The sequence below is a fragment of the Novisyntrophococcus fermenticellae genome, assembly GCF_018866245.1.
Classification (GTDB): Bacteria; Bacillota; Clostridia; order Lachnospirales; family Lachnospiraceae; genus Novisyntrophococcus; species Novisyntrophococcus fermenticellae.
In genome coordinates this window covers 2,507,984-2,525,757 of record NZ_CP076458.1, presented here as the reverse complement: position 1 = coordinate 2,525,757, position 17,774 = coordinate 2,507,984, and the positions used below count along the sequence as shown (strand labels likewise).

Annotated in this window: 13 protein-coding genes and 2 pseudogenes; 13 read left to right on the top strand and 2 right to left on the bottom strand. The window is 43.9% G+C overall.

The annotated features are described in order from the left end of the window. Nucleotides 1-26 precede the first annotated feature (26 nt). From spoIVB to KNL20_RS11525, 7 genes and pseudogenes are all read left to right on the top strand, one after another. Complete coding sequence (gene spoIVB, locus KNL20_RS11555; protein ID WP_230397896.1) at nt 27-1,232, top strand: SpoIVB peptidase; 1,206 nt, start codon at nt 27-29, stop codon at nt 1,230-1,232. Between the two features lie 260 nt (nt 1,233-1,492). Beyond that, nucleotides 1,493-2,278: a sporulation transcription factor Spo0A gene (spo0A, locus tag KNL20_RS11550; protein ID WP_230400103.1), complete on the top strand. Its 786-nt coding sequence runs from the start codon at nt 1,493-1,495 to the stop codon at nt 2,276-2,278. A 91-nt stretch (nt 2,279-2,369) separates the two neighbouring features. Next, on the top strand, nt 2,370-3,812 hold the full coding sequence (glgA, locus tag KNL20_RS11545) for a glycogen synthase GlgA (RefSeq protein WP_230397895.1): 1,443 nt from the start codon (nt 2,370-2,372) through the stop codon (nt 3,810-3,812). Nucleotides 3,813-4,112: 300 nt separating this feature from the next. Next, nucleotides 4,113-5,161, top strand: a pseudogene (gene recA / locus KNL20_RS11540) (recombinase RecA). Nucleotides 5,162-5,164: 3 nt separating this feature from the next. Continuing rightward, nucleotides 5,165-5,776: a regulatory protein RecX gene (locus KNL20_RS11535; RefSeq protein WP_230397894.1), complete on the top strand. Its 612-nt coding sequence runs from the start codon at nt 5,165-5,167 to the stop codon at nt 5,774-5,776. Nucleotides 5,777-5,884: 108 nt separating this feature from the next. Next, entirely contained in the window at nt 5,885-7,444 is a 1,560-nt protein-coding gene (rny, locus tag KNL20_RS11530; RefSeq protein WP_230397893.1) for a ribonuclease Y, read from the top strand. 67 nt (nt 7,445-7,511) lie between these two features. Further along, nucleotides 7,512-8,191 (top strand): annotated as a pseudogene (locus KNL20_RS11525) (D-lyxose/D-mannose family sugar isomerase). A 101-nt stretch (nt 8,192-8,292) separates the two neighbouring features. Here KNL20_RS11525 and KNL20_RS11520 read toward each other — a convergent pair. Continuing rightward, entirely contained in the window at nt 8,293-9,075 is a 783-nt protein-coding gene (locus KNL20_RS11520; protein ID WP_230397892.1) for a helix-turn-helix transcriptional regulator, read from the bottom strand. A 167-nt stretch (nt 9,076-9,242) separates the two neighbouring features. On the opposite strand from KNL20_RS11520, the gene arfA reads away from it, so the two are divergent. Both arfA and holA read left to right on the top strand, forming a co-directional pair. After that, the gene (arfA, locus tag KNL20_RS11515; RefSeq protein WP_230397891.1) at nt 9,243-10,739 is read left to right on the top strand and encodes an arabinosylfuranosidase ArfA; all 1,497 of its coding nucleotides are present in this window, start codon (nt 9,243-9,245) and stop codon (nt 10,737-10,739) included. A gap of 62 nt (nt 10,740-10,801) precedes the next feature. Then, nucleotides 10,802-11,782, top strand: coding sequence for a DNA polymerase III subunit delta (holA, locus tag KNL20_RS11510; protein ID WP_230397890.1), 981 nt, complete (start codon nt 10,802-10,804; stop codon nt 11,780-11,782). 39 nt (nt 11,783-11,821) lie between these two features. Here the strand turns inward: holA and gpr are convergent, their stop codons facing one another. Beyond that, nucleotides 11,822-12,721: a GPR endopeptidase gene (gpr, locus tag KNL20_RS11505; RefSeq protein WP_230397889.1), complete on the bottom strand. Its 900-nt coding sequence runs from the start codon at nt 12,719-12,721 to the stop codon at nt 11,822-11,824. A 174-nt stretch (nt 12,722-12,895) separates the two neighbouring features. Here gpr and rpsT point away from each other — a divergent pair, with 174 nt between their 5' ends. From rpsT to hemW, 4 genes are all read left to right on the top strand, one after another. Continuing rightward, on the top strand, nt 12,896-13,159 hold the full coding sequence (gene rpsT / locus KNL20_RS11500) for a 30S ribosomal protein S20 (protein WP_230397888.1): 264 nt from the start codon (nt 12,896-12,898) through the stop codon (nt 13,157-13,159). 119 nt (nt 13,160-13,278) lie between these two features. After that, nucleotides 13,279-14,547 carry a stage II sporulation protein P gene (locus KNL20_RS11495; RefSeq protein WP_230397887.1) on the top strand — a complete coding sequence of 423 codons (1,269 nt, stop codon included), beginning with the start codon at nt 13,279-13,281 and terminating at the stop codon, nt 14,545-14,547. An 88-nt stretch (nt 14,548-14,635) separates the two neighbouring features. After that, the gene (gene lepA, locus KNL20_RS11490) at nt 14,636-16,450 is read left to right on the top strand and encodes a translation elongation factor 4 (RefSeq protein WP_329957465.1); all 1,815 of its coding nucleotides are present in this window, start codon (nt 14,636-14,638) and stop codon (nt 16,448-16,450) included. Between the two features lie 63 nt (nt 16,451-16,513). Continuing rightward, the gene (hemW, locus tag KNL20_RS11485; RefSeq protein WP_230397886.1) at nt 16,514-17,656 is read left to right on the top strand and encodes a radical SAM family heme chaperone HemW; all 1,143 of its coding nucleotides are present in this window, start codon (nt 16,514-16,516) and stop codon (nt 17,654-17,656) included. Nucleotides 17,657-17,774: the final 118 nt, after the last annotated feature.

The following is a 17,774-nucleotide window of genomic DNA, read 5'->3' as shown; positions in this document are numbered from 1 at the left end:
TCCTTTATGGCGGAAAGGATGTGATAATGATGAACAGAAGACAGAAATACCGCAATTTTACACTTATAATTTTAGTGGCTGCTTCTTTGGCCGCCGGAATTTATGCATACTTTAATTTAAGAAATTCAATTCCGGATGAAATTCATTACTGTAGTGATGATAAAGAACCTTTAAAAAAACTGACAGATCATCCGATGGTAACCTATTCAAAAGAAATGGAGGTGTCCGGAAGCGGGAGCTACAAAGTAGAAGTCAAACTTGCTGATATTTTACCTTTAAAATCCGTCAAGGTGGAAAAGACAGAAAGACCCGCAGTCTTTGTAAGCGGTTCTTCTGTGGGAATCTACATGGAGACGGAAGGTGTCCTGATTGTGGATGCAGGTGAAGTGCAGACCCAGGATGGGCAGCTTATAAAACCGGCGGAACATATCGTGCGGGCTGGTGATTATATTGAAAAAATCAATGGGCAGGACTTAAATAATAAACAGGAGCTGCTTGATAAAGTAGCCGAAAGCGACGGCAGCTCTATGGTATTGTCCGTGATGCGGCAAGATGAACTGATTGATTTGCAGGTTACGCCGGTTATGACAGAGGACGGTTCATATAAGCTGGGAATATGGGTCAGGGACAATGTTCAGGGTATTGGAACCCTGACCTATGTTACCCAGGATGGAAAATTTGGAGCACTGGGACATGGAATCAGTGATGCAGATACCGGGGATTTACTGAAACTTGGAAAGGGAGAGCTATATCAGGCAGAAATTCTGGATGTAGTAAAGGGAAGCTCAGGAAGTCCGGGAGAGCTGCGGGGAGTGATTCGCTATCGTAATGAAGATATTATGGGGAATATCGACAAAAATACGAAAATCGGTATTTATGGATCGCTGGATCAGGAATCCATGGACAGCCTTCCTCTAAACAGCTATGAAATAGCGATGAAGCAGGAAGTACAGCCAGGTCCTGCAACGATTCTCTGCAGCGTTGACGGCACGATCCGGGAGTATCAGGCTGAAATAAGCAATATAGATCTGGGGCAGTCGGATACAAACAAGTGTTTCGAAGTCCGGGTAGTGGATGAAGGGCTGTTGAATGTCACAGGAGGAATTGTTCAGGGAATGTCAGGAAGCCCGATTATACAAAACGGAAAAATTATAGGAGCTGTCACACATGTGTTTATTGCAGACGCTACATGTGGATATGGTATTTTTATAGAAAATATGCTCAATATATAATTGTTTTAGAAGAATTGAAAGAAAAAATGGTAAATCATGGAGTTTTTTGTTGAATCATAATAGAAAAATGCGAAAGAAAATGACTGATATTTGGAAGTTTGTATTGAATAAAGAGGATTTACAAACTATAATGTATATAGTGTTTGGAATGAAGATATATCGAAAAAAGGCGCGCCGCCATTTCCCACACACATAATCAGACAATATCATTTTGATGAGGGTCGATTATGGCAGAAATAATGGGAGGAGATATACTTGCTATGGAAAAACTGAATATTGCTGTTGCAGATGATAATGAACGGATTCTGGATTTACTGGCTACTATCATCAGAAGTGACAAGGAGTTTGAACTCGTGGGACAGGCCGATAATGGAAAAGATATCTACGAGATTATACGCGAGAAAAAACCAGATGTAGTATTGTTGGACATTATTATGCCAAAGATGGACGGACTTACAATCATGGAAAAGGTCGCTAAAGACCAGGCGATAGAAAAACAGCCGGCTTTTATCGTGATTTCTGCAGTAGGACATGACAGGATTACAGAAGATGCCTTTAATCTGGGTGCGAATTATTATATCCTGAAACCCTTTGATAATGACGTTGTAATAAACAGAATCAAAGCGGTTGGCGGCAGGAATACCAGCAGAGGTGAGATAAGACCCAGTCTGGAGGGCACAGTCCAGTCTCAGGAAAGAAATCTTGAACTGGATGTGACGAATATCATCCATGAGATCGGAGTTCCTGCACATATCAAAGGATATCAATATCTGAGAGATGCAATCATACTTTCCGTAGAAGACGTGGAGATGCTGAATTCAATTACAAAAATTCTATATCCGACTATTGCGAAGAAACATCAGACTACGCCAAGCAGGGTGGAACGTGCCATACGCCATGCAATTGAGGTAGCCTGGAGCAGAGGTAAGATGGATACGATTGATGCCTTGTTTGGCTATACGGTCAGCAATGGGAAAGGAAAACCTACAAATTCCGAGTTTATCGCTTTAATTGCAGACAAAATCAGACTGGAGTATAAGAATTAAAGGCAAAAAGCAAAGACATACTACTTTTCATACATCAAATTCTATGATATAATTTTCTAATAAAATGAAAGCCGGACAGGGGGTTGTATGCATGAAAAAAGTATTATTTGCTGCTTCAGAAGCAGTGCCGTTTGTCAAGACCGGAGGACTTGCTGATGTAGTAGGTTCTTTGCCCAAATGTTTCCCCAAAGAGTATTTTGATGTACGTGTTGTGATACCGAAGTATTCCATGATAAAAGAAGAGTATAAGGCCAAGATGCAGTATATCAATCATTTTTATATGGACCTGAACTGGCGTCAGCAGTATGTTGGAGTTTTTGAATTGGAATACGAGGGAATTACTTTCTATTTTATTGATAATGAAGAGCATTTTACCGGAACGGAAGCCTATAGGGGCGTTCCGGAAGACTTGGAGCGATTTGCTTTCTTTGGCAAGGCTGTATTATCTGCATTGCCCACCATAGATTTTCGGCCGGATATCATTCATTGTCATGACTGGCAGACGGGTTTGATACCGGTATATTTAAAAGAACGATTTCAGGACAGTAATTTTTATCGCGGGATAAAAACAGTTATGACCATACATAATCTGAAATTCCAGGGCGTGTGGGATATGAAGACAATAAAGAATATTACCGGACTCCCGGACTACTTTTTCACGCCTGACAAGCTGGAATTCAAAAAGGACGCCAGTTATCTGAAAGGTGGTCTGGTTTATGCAGATGAAATTACAACTGTGAGTAAAACCTATGCAGATGAAATTAAGATGCCGTTTTACGGAGAAGGTCTGGACGGACTGATGCGCGCACGTGCGGGCTCCTTAAGAGGCATTGTGAATGGCATCGATTACGAAGAGTATAATCCTGAGACGGATCAGTATATTGAGAAAACCTATTCGGCCAGAAATTTCCGTAAGGAGAAGGTTAAGAACAAGACCGCTCTGCAGAGGGAGCTTGGATTAGAAGTGGATCCCAAGGTTATGATGATTGGACTGGTTTCGCGTCTTACGGACCAAAAGGGACTGGATCTGATTGCTTACATGATGGATGAATTATGTCAGGATAATGTTCAGCTGGTGGTTCTGGGAACCGGAGAAGCACAATATGAGAATATGTTTCGCCACTTTGCATGGAAATATGGGGATAAGGTTGCTGCGAATATCTATTACTCGGAGCCTATGTCTCATAAAGTTTACGCATCGGCGGATGCATTTTTGATGCCGTCCTTGTTTGAACCTTGCGGCCTTAGCCAGCTGATGAGCCTCCGCTACGGGACAATACCGATTGTACGTGAAACCGGGGGCTTAAAGGATACGGTAGAGCCCTATAATGAGTATGATGGAACCGGTACGGGTTTCAGTTTCGCAAATTATAATGCCCATGAGATGATGGGCACAATCCGTTATGCGGAACGCATCTACTATGATAAAAAACGTGAATGGAATAAAATTGTGGATCGTGGGATGGCAAAGGACTATTCGTGGTTCAGTTCTGCACACCGGTATCGGGATCTGTACGACGGACTTGTAGAGTAAATCGACTTCGGAGCATTTTCAAATGCGCTCCCAAGGTCGCAGAAGGATCATTTATCGGGGACGGCATTCAATGGGATGCGGTCCCCGATAAATTTACGCGGGTGGCGGGCCGAACGAATATGCCCGCATGTTCACCCGTTTACACGGTTGACCACTGACCGGAATCTGTGTTACATTAGAGATGTCGATATGTTCTGGCAGATTTCCCTGCGAGTTTCCCGTTTTTTGATTGACAATTTTCAAAATATGTAATACTATAGAGTAGACAGCGAACATGCGTTCGTGCGGAAGGAGATTCTGATGATTAATAATGACGAAAAGTTAAAAGCTCTTGATGGGGCAATTGCACAAATAGAAAAGCAATATGGCAAAGGATCTGTGATGAAGCTTGGTGATGCCAGCGCACATATGAATGTTGAGACGATTCCAACCGGTTCGCTCAGTCTGGATATCGCTCTTGGACTGGGAGGAATCCCGAGGGGAAGAGTTATAGAAGTATACGGACCGGAATCCTCCGGTAAGACAACCGTAGCACTACATATGGTTGCAGAAGTACAAAAATCCGGGGGATAGCAGGATTTATAGATGCTGAGCATGCCCTGGATCCGGCCTATGCCAGGAATATCGGAGTGGATATTGACAATCTGTATATTTCACAGCCCGACAGCGGCGAACAGGCTCTGGAAATCACAGAGACTATGGTGCGCTCAGGAGCGGTGGATATTGTAATTGTGGACTCGGTTGCGGCCCTGGTGCCAAAGGCAGAGATTGACGGGGATATGGGGGACTCCCATGTGGGGCTCCAGGCCCGGCTGATGTCTCAGGCACTGCGTAAACTGACGGCATCAATCAGTAAATCCAACTGTATTGTCATCTTTATCAATCAGCTGCGTGAAAAGGTTGGGGTTATGTTCGGCAATCCGGAGGTTACAACCGGAGGACGTGCGCTGAAATTTTATGCCTCCATCCGATTGGATGTGAGAAGGATCGAGACGCTGAAGCAGGGCGGAGAAGTCGTGGGTAACCATACCAGGATTAAAGTTGTAAAGAATAAAGTGGCCCCACCGTTTAAGGAAGCGGAATTTGACATTATGTTCGGACAGGGCATTTCAAAAGAAGGGGATGTGTTGGATCTGGCTTCCAATCTTGGAATTATTCAGAAAAGCGGCGCATGGTATGCATATCATGATACCAAGATCGGTCAGGGACGTGAGAATGCAAAGCAGTACCTTAAGGAGAACCCTCAGATTTGTGAAGAGGCCGAGAGACAGGTTCGGGAGCATTATGGCCTGGTAAAGGCTAAAGATGAGGATACAAAGAAGGAAGAAAAGGTCAAAGAGAATAAATAGGGCATGATTGTAGAGTGCATTAAACCACTGAGTAGTAAAAGATATCAGATTATAACGGATGAGCAGATCACTTTTGTATTATATAGAGGTGAACTGTCCCGCTACCATCTGGAAGAAGGCTGTGAGCTGACCGGTGAGGTCTACCGTAAAATTATGGAAGAGGTATTGATCAGGCGGGCAAAAAGAAGGGCTATGCATTTGCTTACTGCACAGGACAGGACCCAGATGCAGGTCAGAGAAAAACTGGAACGGGACGGATACCCACAGGAGGCAGTTGAGGCTGCAGTCAGGTTTTTGAAGGATTATCATTATCTGGATGATGAACGATATGCTGACGCCTATATACGCTGTATGCAGGGAAGAAAGAGTATCCGTTGTATCCGCCTGGAGCTGGAGAGAAAAGGTGTCCCAAGGGAAATTATAACTCATGTGCTTGAACAGACAGAGACAGGGTCTGAGGAGCCGATTATTGAGGAACTGGTGTATAAAAAAGCCGGAGCACCGCATACTCTGGACGAAAAAGAATTACGGCGGCTCTATGGCTTTTTGATGAGAAGAGGGTTTCAAAGTCAGGATATAGGAAAAGTTTTCCGGCGGTACCAGAATTGTCATTAATAAACCTATACAAATTACATCCTAATCGATTGACAAATTTGTAAAAACAGTATAAAATTGAACTGTTGTGAATGTACAATGAAAACTTAATAAGGAGGTGCTCCTGTAATGATTGCATATGTGATAATTGCAATTGTTGCTGTGTGTATTACTCTACTTATTGCGGTTCCCGTTACCGGAAAAGTTGCAGTTGACAAGAAAGTTCGAGAGGATTCTGAAAAGATTGGCACTGCAGAAGAAAAGGCTAGAAACATAATAGATGAGGCATTGAAAACAGCTGAAACTAAGAAACGCGAGGCACTTTTGGAAGCGAAGGAGGAATCTTTAAAAACCAAGAATGAGGTGGAAAAAGAATCCCGTGAGCGCAGAGCGGAGCTGCAGAAGTATGAAAGGCGAGTACTGTCCAAGGAGGAATCCATTGACAGAAAAGCAGACGTATTAGAACGTCGTGAGAATGATATTACAGCAAAAGAAGCAGAAATCAGAAAGAAAGAAAAGAAAACCAACGAGTTATACGATCAGGGAGTGCAGGAACTGGAGAGAATCTCCGGACTAACCTCCGAACAGGCAAAAGAATATCTTTTAAAATCTGTTGAAGATGAAGTTAAAATTGACACGGCTAAGATTTACAAGGAACTGGAAAGCCAGGCGAAAGAAGAGGCAGGGCGCAAGGCAAAAGAATATGTGGTAACCGCTATACAAAAGTGTGCGGTAGATCATGTGTCCGAGTCCACAATTTCAGTTGTTCAGCTTCCCAGTGATGAGATGAAGGGAAGAATTATCGGAAGGGAAGGACGTAATATCCGTACCCTGGAAACTCTTACAGGAGTAGATTTGATTATTGATGATACACCGGAAGCAGTAGTGCTGTCTTCATTTGATCCAATCAGACGTGAAGTAGCGCGTATCGCATTAGAGAAGTTAATTGTTGATGGACGCATCCATCCGGCCCGTATTGAGGAAATGGTTGAAAAAGCTCAAAAAGAAGTGGATACCATGATTCGCGAAGAAGGTGAGGCTGCGGCTCTTGAAGTTGGTGTGCATGGTATTCATCCGGAATTACTTCGTTTACTTGGACGTATGAAATTCCGTACCAGCTACGGACAGAATGCACTTAAGCATTCGATCGAGGTGGCACAGCTGGCTGGATTGCTTGCAGGTGAAGTTGGGACAGATATCCGTATGGCAAAACGTGCGGGACTGTTACATGATATCGGAAAATCCATTGACCATGAGGTGGAAGGATCCCATATCCAGATTGGTGTTGACCTTTGCCGTAAGTACAAAGAGTCTGCACTTGTCATAAACGCAGTGGAATCCCATCATGGCGATGTAGAACCTCAGTCTCTGATTGCTTGTCTGGTTCAGGCTGCAGATGCTATTTCTGCGGCAAGGCCTGGTGCGAGGAAGGAGACGCTGGAAACATACACAAACAGATTGAAACAATTGGAAGATATAACAAACTCTTTTAAAGGAGTGGACAAGTCTTTTGCTATTCAGGCGGGTAGAGAAGTCCGTATCATGGTAGTGCCTGAACAGATTAATGACAACGAGATGGTACTGCTGGCAAGAGATATCTCGAAGCAGATTGAAGCGGAATTGGAATATCCGGGGCAGATCAAGGTGAATGTGATCCGGGAAAGCCGCGTAACAGATTACGCTAAATAAGGATAAAGTTACAATTCTAATCAAATAATGATAAGAATTGTAACTTTTATTTTAAGGAGGTTTTTATATGAAGCGCTCAGAAATTAATGCATGTATTAAGGATATGGAGAGACTCATTAAGGAAAATGGATTTCATCTTCCGCCGTTCTGTAACTGGACACCGGAAGAATGGAAGGAAAAAGGGCACGAATACGATGAAATCCGCGATAATATGCTTGGATGGGATATAACCGATTATGGATTAGGCGACTGGAATAAGGTTGGATTTGCTTTGGTTACACTGCGTAATGGAAATCAGAACAATCCAAAATATAAAAAAGTCTATGCTGAAAAATTATTGATGTTGAAAGAAGGACAGCATTCACCAATGCATTTTCACTGGAGTAAATCAGAGGACATCATCAACCGGGGTGGCGGCACCATGATCATCCATGTCTATAATGATGATGGAAATGAGGAACTGGCGGATACAGACGTGTGTGTAAATTCTGACGGACGGTCTTATTATGTGCCTGCAGGGACCGGTGTTGAGGTACATCCGGGGAGAGTATCACCTTGTGGCCACACCAGTACCACGATTTTGACGTAAAGCCGGGTACAGGAGATGTGCTGATTGGAGAGGTGTCCATGTGTAATGACGATAACACGGATAATCGATTTAATCCTCCGGTCGGACGTTTCCCATCCATCGAAGAGGATGAGGAACCCTATCGGCTGCTATGCTTTGAATATCCGGATGCTAAATAATGTGATTAACAACCGGCAAGCTCGGATTCAGACAGATTATCTGTCTGAATCCGAGCTTGTTTTTATACCAAAGTATGCAAGGAAAGCTGCCGGTGGCAGGTTTACTGCATAGAAACGCCTCTATATTCGCCGGGTGTACAGCCGCATTGGGACTTAAAAAGCCGGTTAAAATGATTGATATTCTGAAAGCCGGATTCGAAGGCCGCCTGTTTTATGGTGACGGCATCGTTACTCATCAGATATTTTGCTTTTTGAAGTCTCGCCTGGATGAGCTCTTCTTTGGGTGAACAGTGAAAAAAACGTTCATAGTAGGTGTAGAGCTGGCTTTTTCCGATATTCAGGATGCCGCATAATTGCTCTATGGTCCAGGGCAATTCACAATTTCCCAGCATCTGCCCACGAAGAGCCAGAAGCTCCGGGTAGATGTTCTGCCGCTGCTCATTGGGCATGGTCTCCTGACTCTGACCGCGGTGAAGCAGAATCAGAAGCTGCCGAATATAAAGATCCATCATAGTTTCTGAGCTGGTCATCTTATTAAGAAATTCCTGATAAATCTTTTTCAAAAGCCAGTTCAGCTCTTCTTGATTATAGGGATAAAAAAGTTCATTTTGCCGGATATCATATTGGTTCACTATCTGTTCATCACAGTAAAAATGAACATAGCTGTTGAAAAATTCTTTTTCCGCCTGATAATTCTGGTAATGTCCCGGAGAATACAGGATACATGCACCAGGCTTGGCCTTGCAGGAAGACTGATCGGGAAACCGAAAGGTCATGGGTGCCAGTACCAACAGAAAGAGATAGCTGGCAGTACCTGAAGGCCGGCATATTAATTCGCAGTCGGGGTTATGTGTATGATATCCGCAATAATCGATTGTAATCATGGTAGTTCCTTTCATATCGCCCTATCAGGGCTGTTTTCTCACCTTAAGAATAGCATGTACGGAAAAAAAGTCAATATTCTCAGAAATTATGTTATTTATATTTTTTCAGTACATGATATACTGCAAGATATAGCCAATGTCATTTAATGTTAAGGAGAAAAGAGAGCATGAAAAAATCAACTTTGTGTATAGACAAACATTTTATTGTCGGCGATGTGGATAAGCGTATCTATGGTTCCTTTATTGAGCACCTGGGACGTGCTGTTTATGAAGGGATTTATCATCCGGAAAGTCCATTTGCAGATGAACGGGGTCTGAGAAAAGATGTGCTGGAGCTGATTCGTCAGCTGAATGTTCCCGTGGTCCGTTATCCAGGAGGTAACTTTGTGTCGGGATACCATTGGGAGGATGGTGTCGGTCCAAAGGCTGAGAGACCTGAGAAAATCGATTTGGCATGGAACGTGATTGAGACGAATCAGTTCGGATTGAATGAATTTATGGATTGGACGAAGAAGGCAGACACAAAGCCTATGATGGCAGTTAATCTGGGAACCCGCGGCGTTGATGATGCCAAGAACATTGTGGAATACTGTAACTTAAAGGGCGGCAGCTATTACAGTGATCTGAGAAGAAAGCATGGATATGAGAATCCCCACGATATTAAGCTGTGGTGCCTTGGTAATGAAATGGATGGTCCGTGGCAGATGGGGCATAAGAACGCTTTAGAGTATGGAAGAACGGCGGCGGAGGCAGGGCGTATCATGAAGATGGTAGATCCGTCAATCGAACTGGTAGCATGTGGAAGTTCAGCACTTACCATGGATACGTTTGGTACATGGGAGGATACTGTGTTGTCGGAATGCTATGAGCAGGCAGATTATCTGTCACTTCATCAGTATTATGGAAACAGGGACAATAATACACCGGAATTTCTTGCTAATACGGTTGCTATGGATGAGTTTATAAGTTCTGTAATATCCATATGTGATGCAGTAAAGGCTAAGAAACGCAGCAAAAAGTCCATCCATCTGTCCTTTGATGAGTGGAATGTCTGGTACCATTCGAATGAACAGGATCAGAAACTGGAACGCTGGTGCAAAGCACCACATCAGCTTGAGGATATCTATAACTTTGAGGATGCTCTGCTGGTTGCAGGAATGATGATTACGATGCTGCGTCATGCGGATCGTGTGAAAGTAGCCTGTCTGGCGCAGCTTGTCAATGTAATTGCACCGATTATGACTTCAGATACAGGTGCATGGAAACAGACCATCTATTATCCATTCGAATTAATCAGTAATTATGGACGGGGAACAGTTTTGAATACAGTGGTAAAAGCGCCCGTATATGAAAGCGTTCACGGGGATGCTCCCTACCTGGATTCTGTCTGCATTATGAATCAGGAAGAAGAAAGTCTGACTATATTTGCAGTAAATAAGGACCTGGAAGAATCTATGGAGCTGTCCTGCGATGTTCGGCAGTTCACAGGATATCAGGTAAAAGAGCATGTTGTACTGACACATCCGGATGTGAAGGCAATGAATACAGAAGAAAATCCATCCAATGTAGCACCGGCGAGGACAGGTAATGCAAAGGTTACAGACGGAATTCTGCAGACTGTATTGTGTGACAAGAGTTTTCATGTTATCCGTCTGAGTAAGTAGGGTTTTCCCATTGACAAAGTCTCCTTATTTCTGTATCGTGTAGAAGTATGGGAGCTGATTATATGAAAAGTATTATTGAGGACATTAAAAATCAGGATTATAAGAAAGTATACCTGTTTTACGGAGAAGAATCTTATCTGAAAAAACAGTATAGGGATAAGATCTGCCAGGCACTGCATACAGACGAAGATACCATGAATTTTTCCAGGTTTGAAGGAAAAGGTTTGAATGAAGGGGAAATTATCGATCTTGCTGAGACAATGCCATTCTTTGCCGAACGACGTATTATTCTGCTGGAAAATACCGGATTCTTTAAGAACAAGGCCGAAAAACTGGCTGACTATATTGCGGATTTGCCTTCGTATATCTGCATGATATTTGTAGAAGATGAGCTGGATAAGCGAAGCCGCATGTATAAGGCCGTGCAGAAGGCAGGAAGAGCCGTGGAATTTGCAACGCAGGATGCGAACACCCTGACCAGATGGGTCCTGGGAATCTTAAAAAGAGAGAATAAGCGGATTACAAAATCGGATATCGAACTCTTCTTTACAAAGACAGGCAATGACATGGGGAATATCGACAAGGAGCTTGAAAAGCTGCTCTGCTACACGATGGGACGAGACGTGGTCACGGCGGGAGATATTGAAGAAATCTGCACGGCTCAGATTCATAATCAGATTTTTGATATGGTTCGTGCGGTTTCCGGAAGACAGCAGAAAAAAGCGTTGGAGCTATATTATAATTTACTATCTTTGAAAGAACCTCCTATGAAGATTCTTGCTCTTATTGCGAGAGAATTCAATATGATGCTGCAGGTTAAGAGCTTATATATGGAGGGCTGTGATATACGTACTATAGCTGCCCGTACAGGCTTAAGGGATTTTGCGGTGAAAAAGTATCTGCCGCTGATGCAGCAATATTCCCGGCAGCAATTAGAAGAAGCCATGGAGGACTGCATAGCTACAGAGGCCGATGTCAAGACCGGACGTCTTTCTGATATAATGAGTGTGGAGCTGCTGATTGTCAAATATAGTGGTGTTTGAGTAACTCCCGGGAAGAACGGAACTCTTCCCGGGAGTTTTTCAGCCGGTGAATGCCATATTGATACCTTCTGAAATGGTGAAACTCAAGCGCTTTATAGTCTCATCAATATCTTTTGGTGTAACAAACATGGTTGCCATTGTAGGACTTATTATTTCACCGAGGAACTCTTCAATTTCGGACTCCTCCAGGGCCTCCAACAGATTGGAGACAGCATCATGGATGATTGTACCTGCATCGACAACGGTAGGAATGCCAATGCCGATGACCGGTATTCCCAGGGTCTCCTTATTCAATCCGCATCTGTAGTTGCCCACACCGGATCCCGGACTGATTCCGGTATCTGTTAACTGGACCGTACAATTTAATCTTTTGGTGTTCCGCGCAGCCAATGCATCAATTACGACGATGATATCCGGATTGGTCTTTTCAACCACACCCTGAAGAATCTCCAGCGTTTCCATTCCGGTCTGGGCCATTACACCCGGAACCAGAGAACTTATCATAGGTGCGTGTTCTGTCCCCGGGCCTCCGGAACCGTATTCGCGGATAAGATGCCTTGTAATATGCAGATTTCCAACGACTCCGGGGCCGAGAGCATCCGGGGTCACATCCTGATTTCCCAGTCCCACAACAAGAACGGATGTCAGATTTTTGGGAAGTAATCTCTTCAGGTGGCGCGCCAATTCGACAGAGACTTCTTTGTGATAATCTTCATCTGCAACGGCCAGGGAAGGAGCCTCCATAGTAATGTAGGTTCCAATCGGTTTCTCCATCAGCCGTGCGCCGTGCTCTGTTTCAATTTTTACCAGTGTTGTGTGAATATCCTTTACTTTGTTATAATGCTTCTTGATTGTCACACCCTGAATCTCAACATTGTCTTTCTCATACTTTTCGCCATTTTCCATGGCAAGATCTGTCCGCACTTTGTACTTGTTCATTTTCGTAAGCCTCCTACAAGTTTAAAAATAGTTTTTACGTTTTTCAGATAAATATGTATTGACAATGAAAGATAAAAGGGATAAGATAAATAGGTATGTTTCATTGAGGTGTCCGTGTCTACTTCGATGATAAAGATAAATAAAAAACAGAATCAAGTATCGGAGGTGTACAGTTTGGCTAATATTAAATCTGCAAAGAAAAGAATTCTGGTAAGCAGAACAAAAACAGAGAGAAATAAGGCAATCAGATCTGCTGTCAAGACATCTATTAAGAAAGTTGACGCAGCAGTTGTTGCTGGAGATAAGGATGCCGCTAAGAGCGCGCTGACAGCAGCAGTTTCTACAATTGACAAGGCAGCTTCCAAGGGCGTTTATCATAAGAACAACGCATCCAGAAAAGTCGCACGTTTGAGCAAGGCTGTAAACTCAATCGCATAAACGAGACGAAAAATAAATATAGAGCCTCCATTCATACCGTCATGTGAATGGAGGTTCTTTGTATAAAGTTAGTCCATTTTGGCCAGCCTCTGCATAAGATAGATACAGGGGGTGAGAGGTTGGACAGAAATAACAAAGGTCTGGGGACGATAGTGATTATCGTGATGGCGGCAATAGCAGTGATTTTGGTTTATCGAAGCTATAAAGTCATCACCGCTCAGGGAGCTGAGCGAGGGAAGGAAATCCTGGGAGCCGCTTACGAACAGGCTGCGGACTTAGCGGTAAAGACATACATTCCTCAGGTATACTATGAAAATGGCAATGCAGGAAACGGAGATATTTTTGAACGTATTGTTCAGATGGCTCAGGAACAGATACCGGGAATGGGAGCGGAAGAGGAAGAAGAGGGAAAAGAGACAGAGATTATTGAAGATGATTCCACGGAAGCGGCTATTCTCGAGGAAAATGAGCGTGTGATTCAGGCTAAGATTACGGCCGAAAACCAGCAGAAAATCCAGCAGGATTCACAGGTACAGCCAGAGCAGACGCAAAAGGGAACAGATGAGCAGGTACAGCAGACCAGTTCTTTTAACATAGTTAATCCGATATCACTGGAACAGCTTCAGGATTATAATTTCCTCCTGAATAACTTCTTTGTTGTAGATGGAAATACTTCTGCTGAGAAATCTGAAATCAATCTGGATCAACTATGGGGAAAAGACATGAAAATAAGCGATGATACCTCCGGCCCAAAGATATTGATTTACCATACACATTCGCAGGAGGAATTTGCGGATTCTGTGGCGGGAGATACCAGTACCACTGTAATTGGGGTGGGAGAACATCTTGCACAGATACTTCGGGATACTTATGGATACCAGGTGTTGCACCGGACAGATACATTTGACCTGGTAGATGGAAGACTGGAACGAAGTAAGGCTTATAATTATGCAGAGCCTGTTTTGCAGCAGGTGCTGGCAGAAAATCCGTCTATAGAGGTAGTAATTGATTTGCACCGCGACGGAGTAGATGAATCGAAGCATCTGGTTACAGAGATTGACGGAAAACCTACGGCAAAGGTTATGTTTTTTAATGGGCTGAGCAGGACGAGTATGAATGGACCCATCGATTCGCTGCCTAATCCTTATATAGAGGACAATCTGGCATTTTCCTTTCAGTTGGAGTATCTTGCAAAACAATGCTACCCTGATTTTACCAGATGCATCTACCTGAAAGGCTACCGGTACAACCTTCATGTTCGGCCTAAGTCCATTTTGCTGGAGGTTGGGGCACAGACCAACACAGTGGAAGAAGCCATGAATGCAATGGAGCCTTTTGCAAAGGTATTGAATTCAGTACTTAAGGGAACAAATAAGAACGAATCCTGAATCATAACAAAACGAGTGACAAAAGCACTTCTTGTATGGTAGAATGAAGTTTGACGATTATTTAAGTACCTTGTCAGGAGGAACAGATTTGACAGCTGTAGATCAAAGTAAGATACGAAATTTTTGCATCATTGCACATATTGACCATGGAAAATCCACATTGGCAGACCGGATTATCGAAAAAACCGGTCTGCTGACTGAGCGCGAGATGCAGTCTCAGGTATTGGATAACATGGATCTGGAACGCGAACGCGGCATTACTATCAAAGCACAGGCGGTCCGCACCATATATAAGGCAAAGGATGGGCAGGAATATATATTAAATATGATAGATACACCCGGACATGTCGACTTTAATTATGAGGTTTCCAGGAGTCTGGCAGCATGCGACGGAGCCATTCTGGTTGTAGATGCCTCGCAGGGAATCGAGGCTCAGACACTTGCCAATGTATATCTGGCTCTGGATCATGACCTGGATGTGTTCCCGGTCATCAATAAGATAGATCTGCCCGGTGCCGATCCGGAGCGGGTGATTGCGGAAATCGAGGATGTAATAGGAATTGAGGCACAGGGGTGCCCCCGTATTTCGGCCAAAACAGGGCTGAATGTAGAGCAGGTGCTGGAGGAACTTGTGGAGAAGGTACCCGCTCCCAGAGGAAACAGTGAAAATCCCCTCCAGGCACTGATTTTTGATTCCGTGTATGATGCCTATAGAGGAGTCATCACATCCTGCAGAGTCATGGAAGGTAAGGTGAGAAAGGGTACAAAGATCCGTATGATGGCTACAGGAGCCGTGGAAGAAGTCGTTGAGGTAGGATACTTTGGAGCGGGACAGTTTATTCCCTGCGAAGAGCTTTCGGCCGGCATGGTGGGATATATTACAGCCAGTATAAAAAATGTCAGCGACACACGTGTGGGTGATACCATCACGGATGCCAACAGATCTTGTGCAGAACCGCTTCCAGGATATAAAAAAGTAAATCCCATGGTGTATTGTGGTATGTATCCGGCCGATGGAGCCGATTACCAGGATTTGAGAGACGCGCTGGAAAAGCTTCAGCTTAATGATGCATCGCTCTTTTATGAGCCGGAGACCTCTGCTGCTTTAGGGTTTGGGTTCCGCTGTGGGTTTCTGGGACTTCTTCATCTTGAAATCATTCAGGAGAGGCTCGAGAGAGAATATAATCTGGATTTGGTTACTACTGCGCCCAGCGTTATCTATAAAGTTTATAAGACGGACGGAACCTGCATAGATTTGACCAATCCTTCGAATCTGCCGGATCCATCCGAAATCGATTATATGGAAGAACCGGTTGTAAAAGCCGAAATCATGGTGACAACCGAGTTTATCGGCCCGATTATGGAGTTGTGCCAGCAGCGGCGCGGCCAGTACCAGGGCATGGAATATATGGAGACAACACGTGCCATGCTGCATTATCATCTGCCTTTGAATGAAATTATCTATGATTTTTTTGATGCCCTGAAGTCCCGGTCGAGAGGCTATGCCTCCTTTGACTATGAACTTCTGGGGTATGAGCGAAGCGATCTGGTAAAACTGGATATTCTGGTGAACAAAGAAGAGGTGGATGCTCTGTCCTTTATTGTATTTTCCGGTTCGGCCTATGACCGCGGCAGGAGAATGTGTGAGAAACTCAAAGAGGAGATACCCAGGCAGTTGTTCGAGGTTCCGATACAGGCGGCAATAGGGTCGAAGGTCATTGCCAGAGAAACAGTCAGGGCCATGCGGAAAGACGTGCTGGCCAAGTGCTATGGCGGTGATATCAGCCGTAAGAAGAAACTGCTTGAAAAGCAAAAAGAAGGAAAGAAGCGGATGCGGCAGATCGGGAATGTAGAGATTCCCCAGAAGGCATTTATGAGTGTTTTGAAACTGGAAGATAATTAGTATTAGTATAAAGCTGTTCCTGATATGGGAATGGCTTTTATTGATACAGGAAAGGCAATTTAGATGAATCGAAAAAAAAGGAAACTGGAAATATATGTGCATATACCGTTTTGCGTGAGAAAGTGTGAATATTGTGACTTTTTATCCTTTTCTTCAGAGGAAGCACGCAGAAGAGACTATGCAGAGGCTCTGTGCAGGGAGATAGGTGCAGTGGATGGACTGGACGGATATCAGGTGAGCTCGATCTTTTTTGGCGGCGGAACCCCTTCTTTGATGTCCCCGGAAGAAATTATGCGGATTTTGGATGAAATTAGAAACAGAATCAGCTTTTCGGATGATGCTGAAATATCCTTAGAGGCCAATCCCGGGACCGTGACAGAGGAAACGCTGGGGGGATATCGGAAAGCAGGATTCAACCGTATCAGCTTTGGCTGTCAATCCATGTCTGACACGGAACTAAAGCGTCTGGGAAGGATTCATACGGTGGAGGAATTTAGGACAGGCTACCGGCAGGCAAGAGAGGTTGGATTTCTCAATATCAACGTAGATCTGATGTCGGCACTGCCGGGACAGACCTATGTGGATTGGGAAAGAAATCTCCGCATGACGGCAGAGCTGGCACCGGAGCACATTTCGGCTTATAGTCTGATTTTGGAGGAGGGGACTCCGTTTTATGAAAAACAGGATATCCTGGAGCTCCCGGATGAGGATACAGAACGAATCATGTATGAAAATACCCATGATATATTAAAAGAATATGGGTATGAACAATATGAAATATCTAATTATGCAAAAAAGGGGTATGCGTGCAGGCATAATATCGGTTATTGGAAGCGGATACCATATCTGGGGCTGGGACTTGGAGCGGCTTCACTTATGAAGGAGCAGCGGTTTTCCAATACAGTGGACTTGAAGGAATATCTGCAGAACAGTCACCAGCCGCGGATAATCAGGAAAAATCTGCAGAAGCTTACTGAAGAGGATGCCATGGAGGAGTTTATGATTCTGGGTCTCAGGATGTGCCGCGGCATATCAGAAGTGGATTTTCAGAGAAATTTCGGGAAAGAAATGACGGATGTTTATGGAAAGGTCATTGAAAAGTACATGCAAATGGGATTTTTACAAAAGAAAGACAGATATGTATCGTTGACCCGGAAGGGCATATCGGTGAGCAATATCATAATGGCGGATTTCCTGAGGGAATGAAGGAAAGTGTCGGGAAACAGGACACACAAAACAGAACGAATGTTTGCTTTCGCTTGACAGATATGGTAAGATATATGGTAGATTAGGTCTGGCAGCAGACATTTAAAATACGGTGATG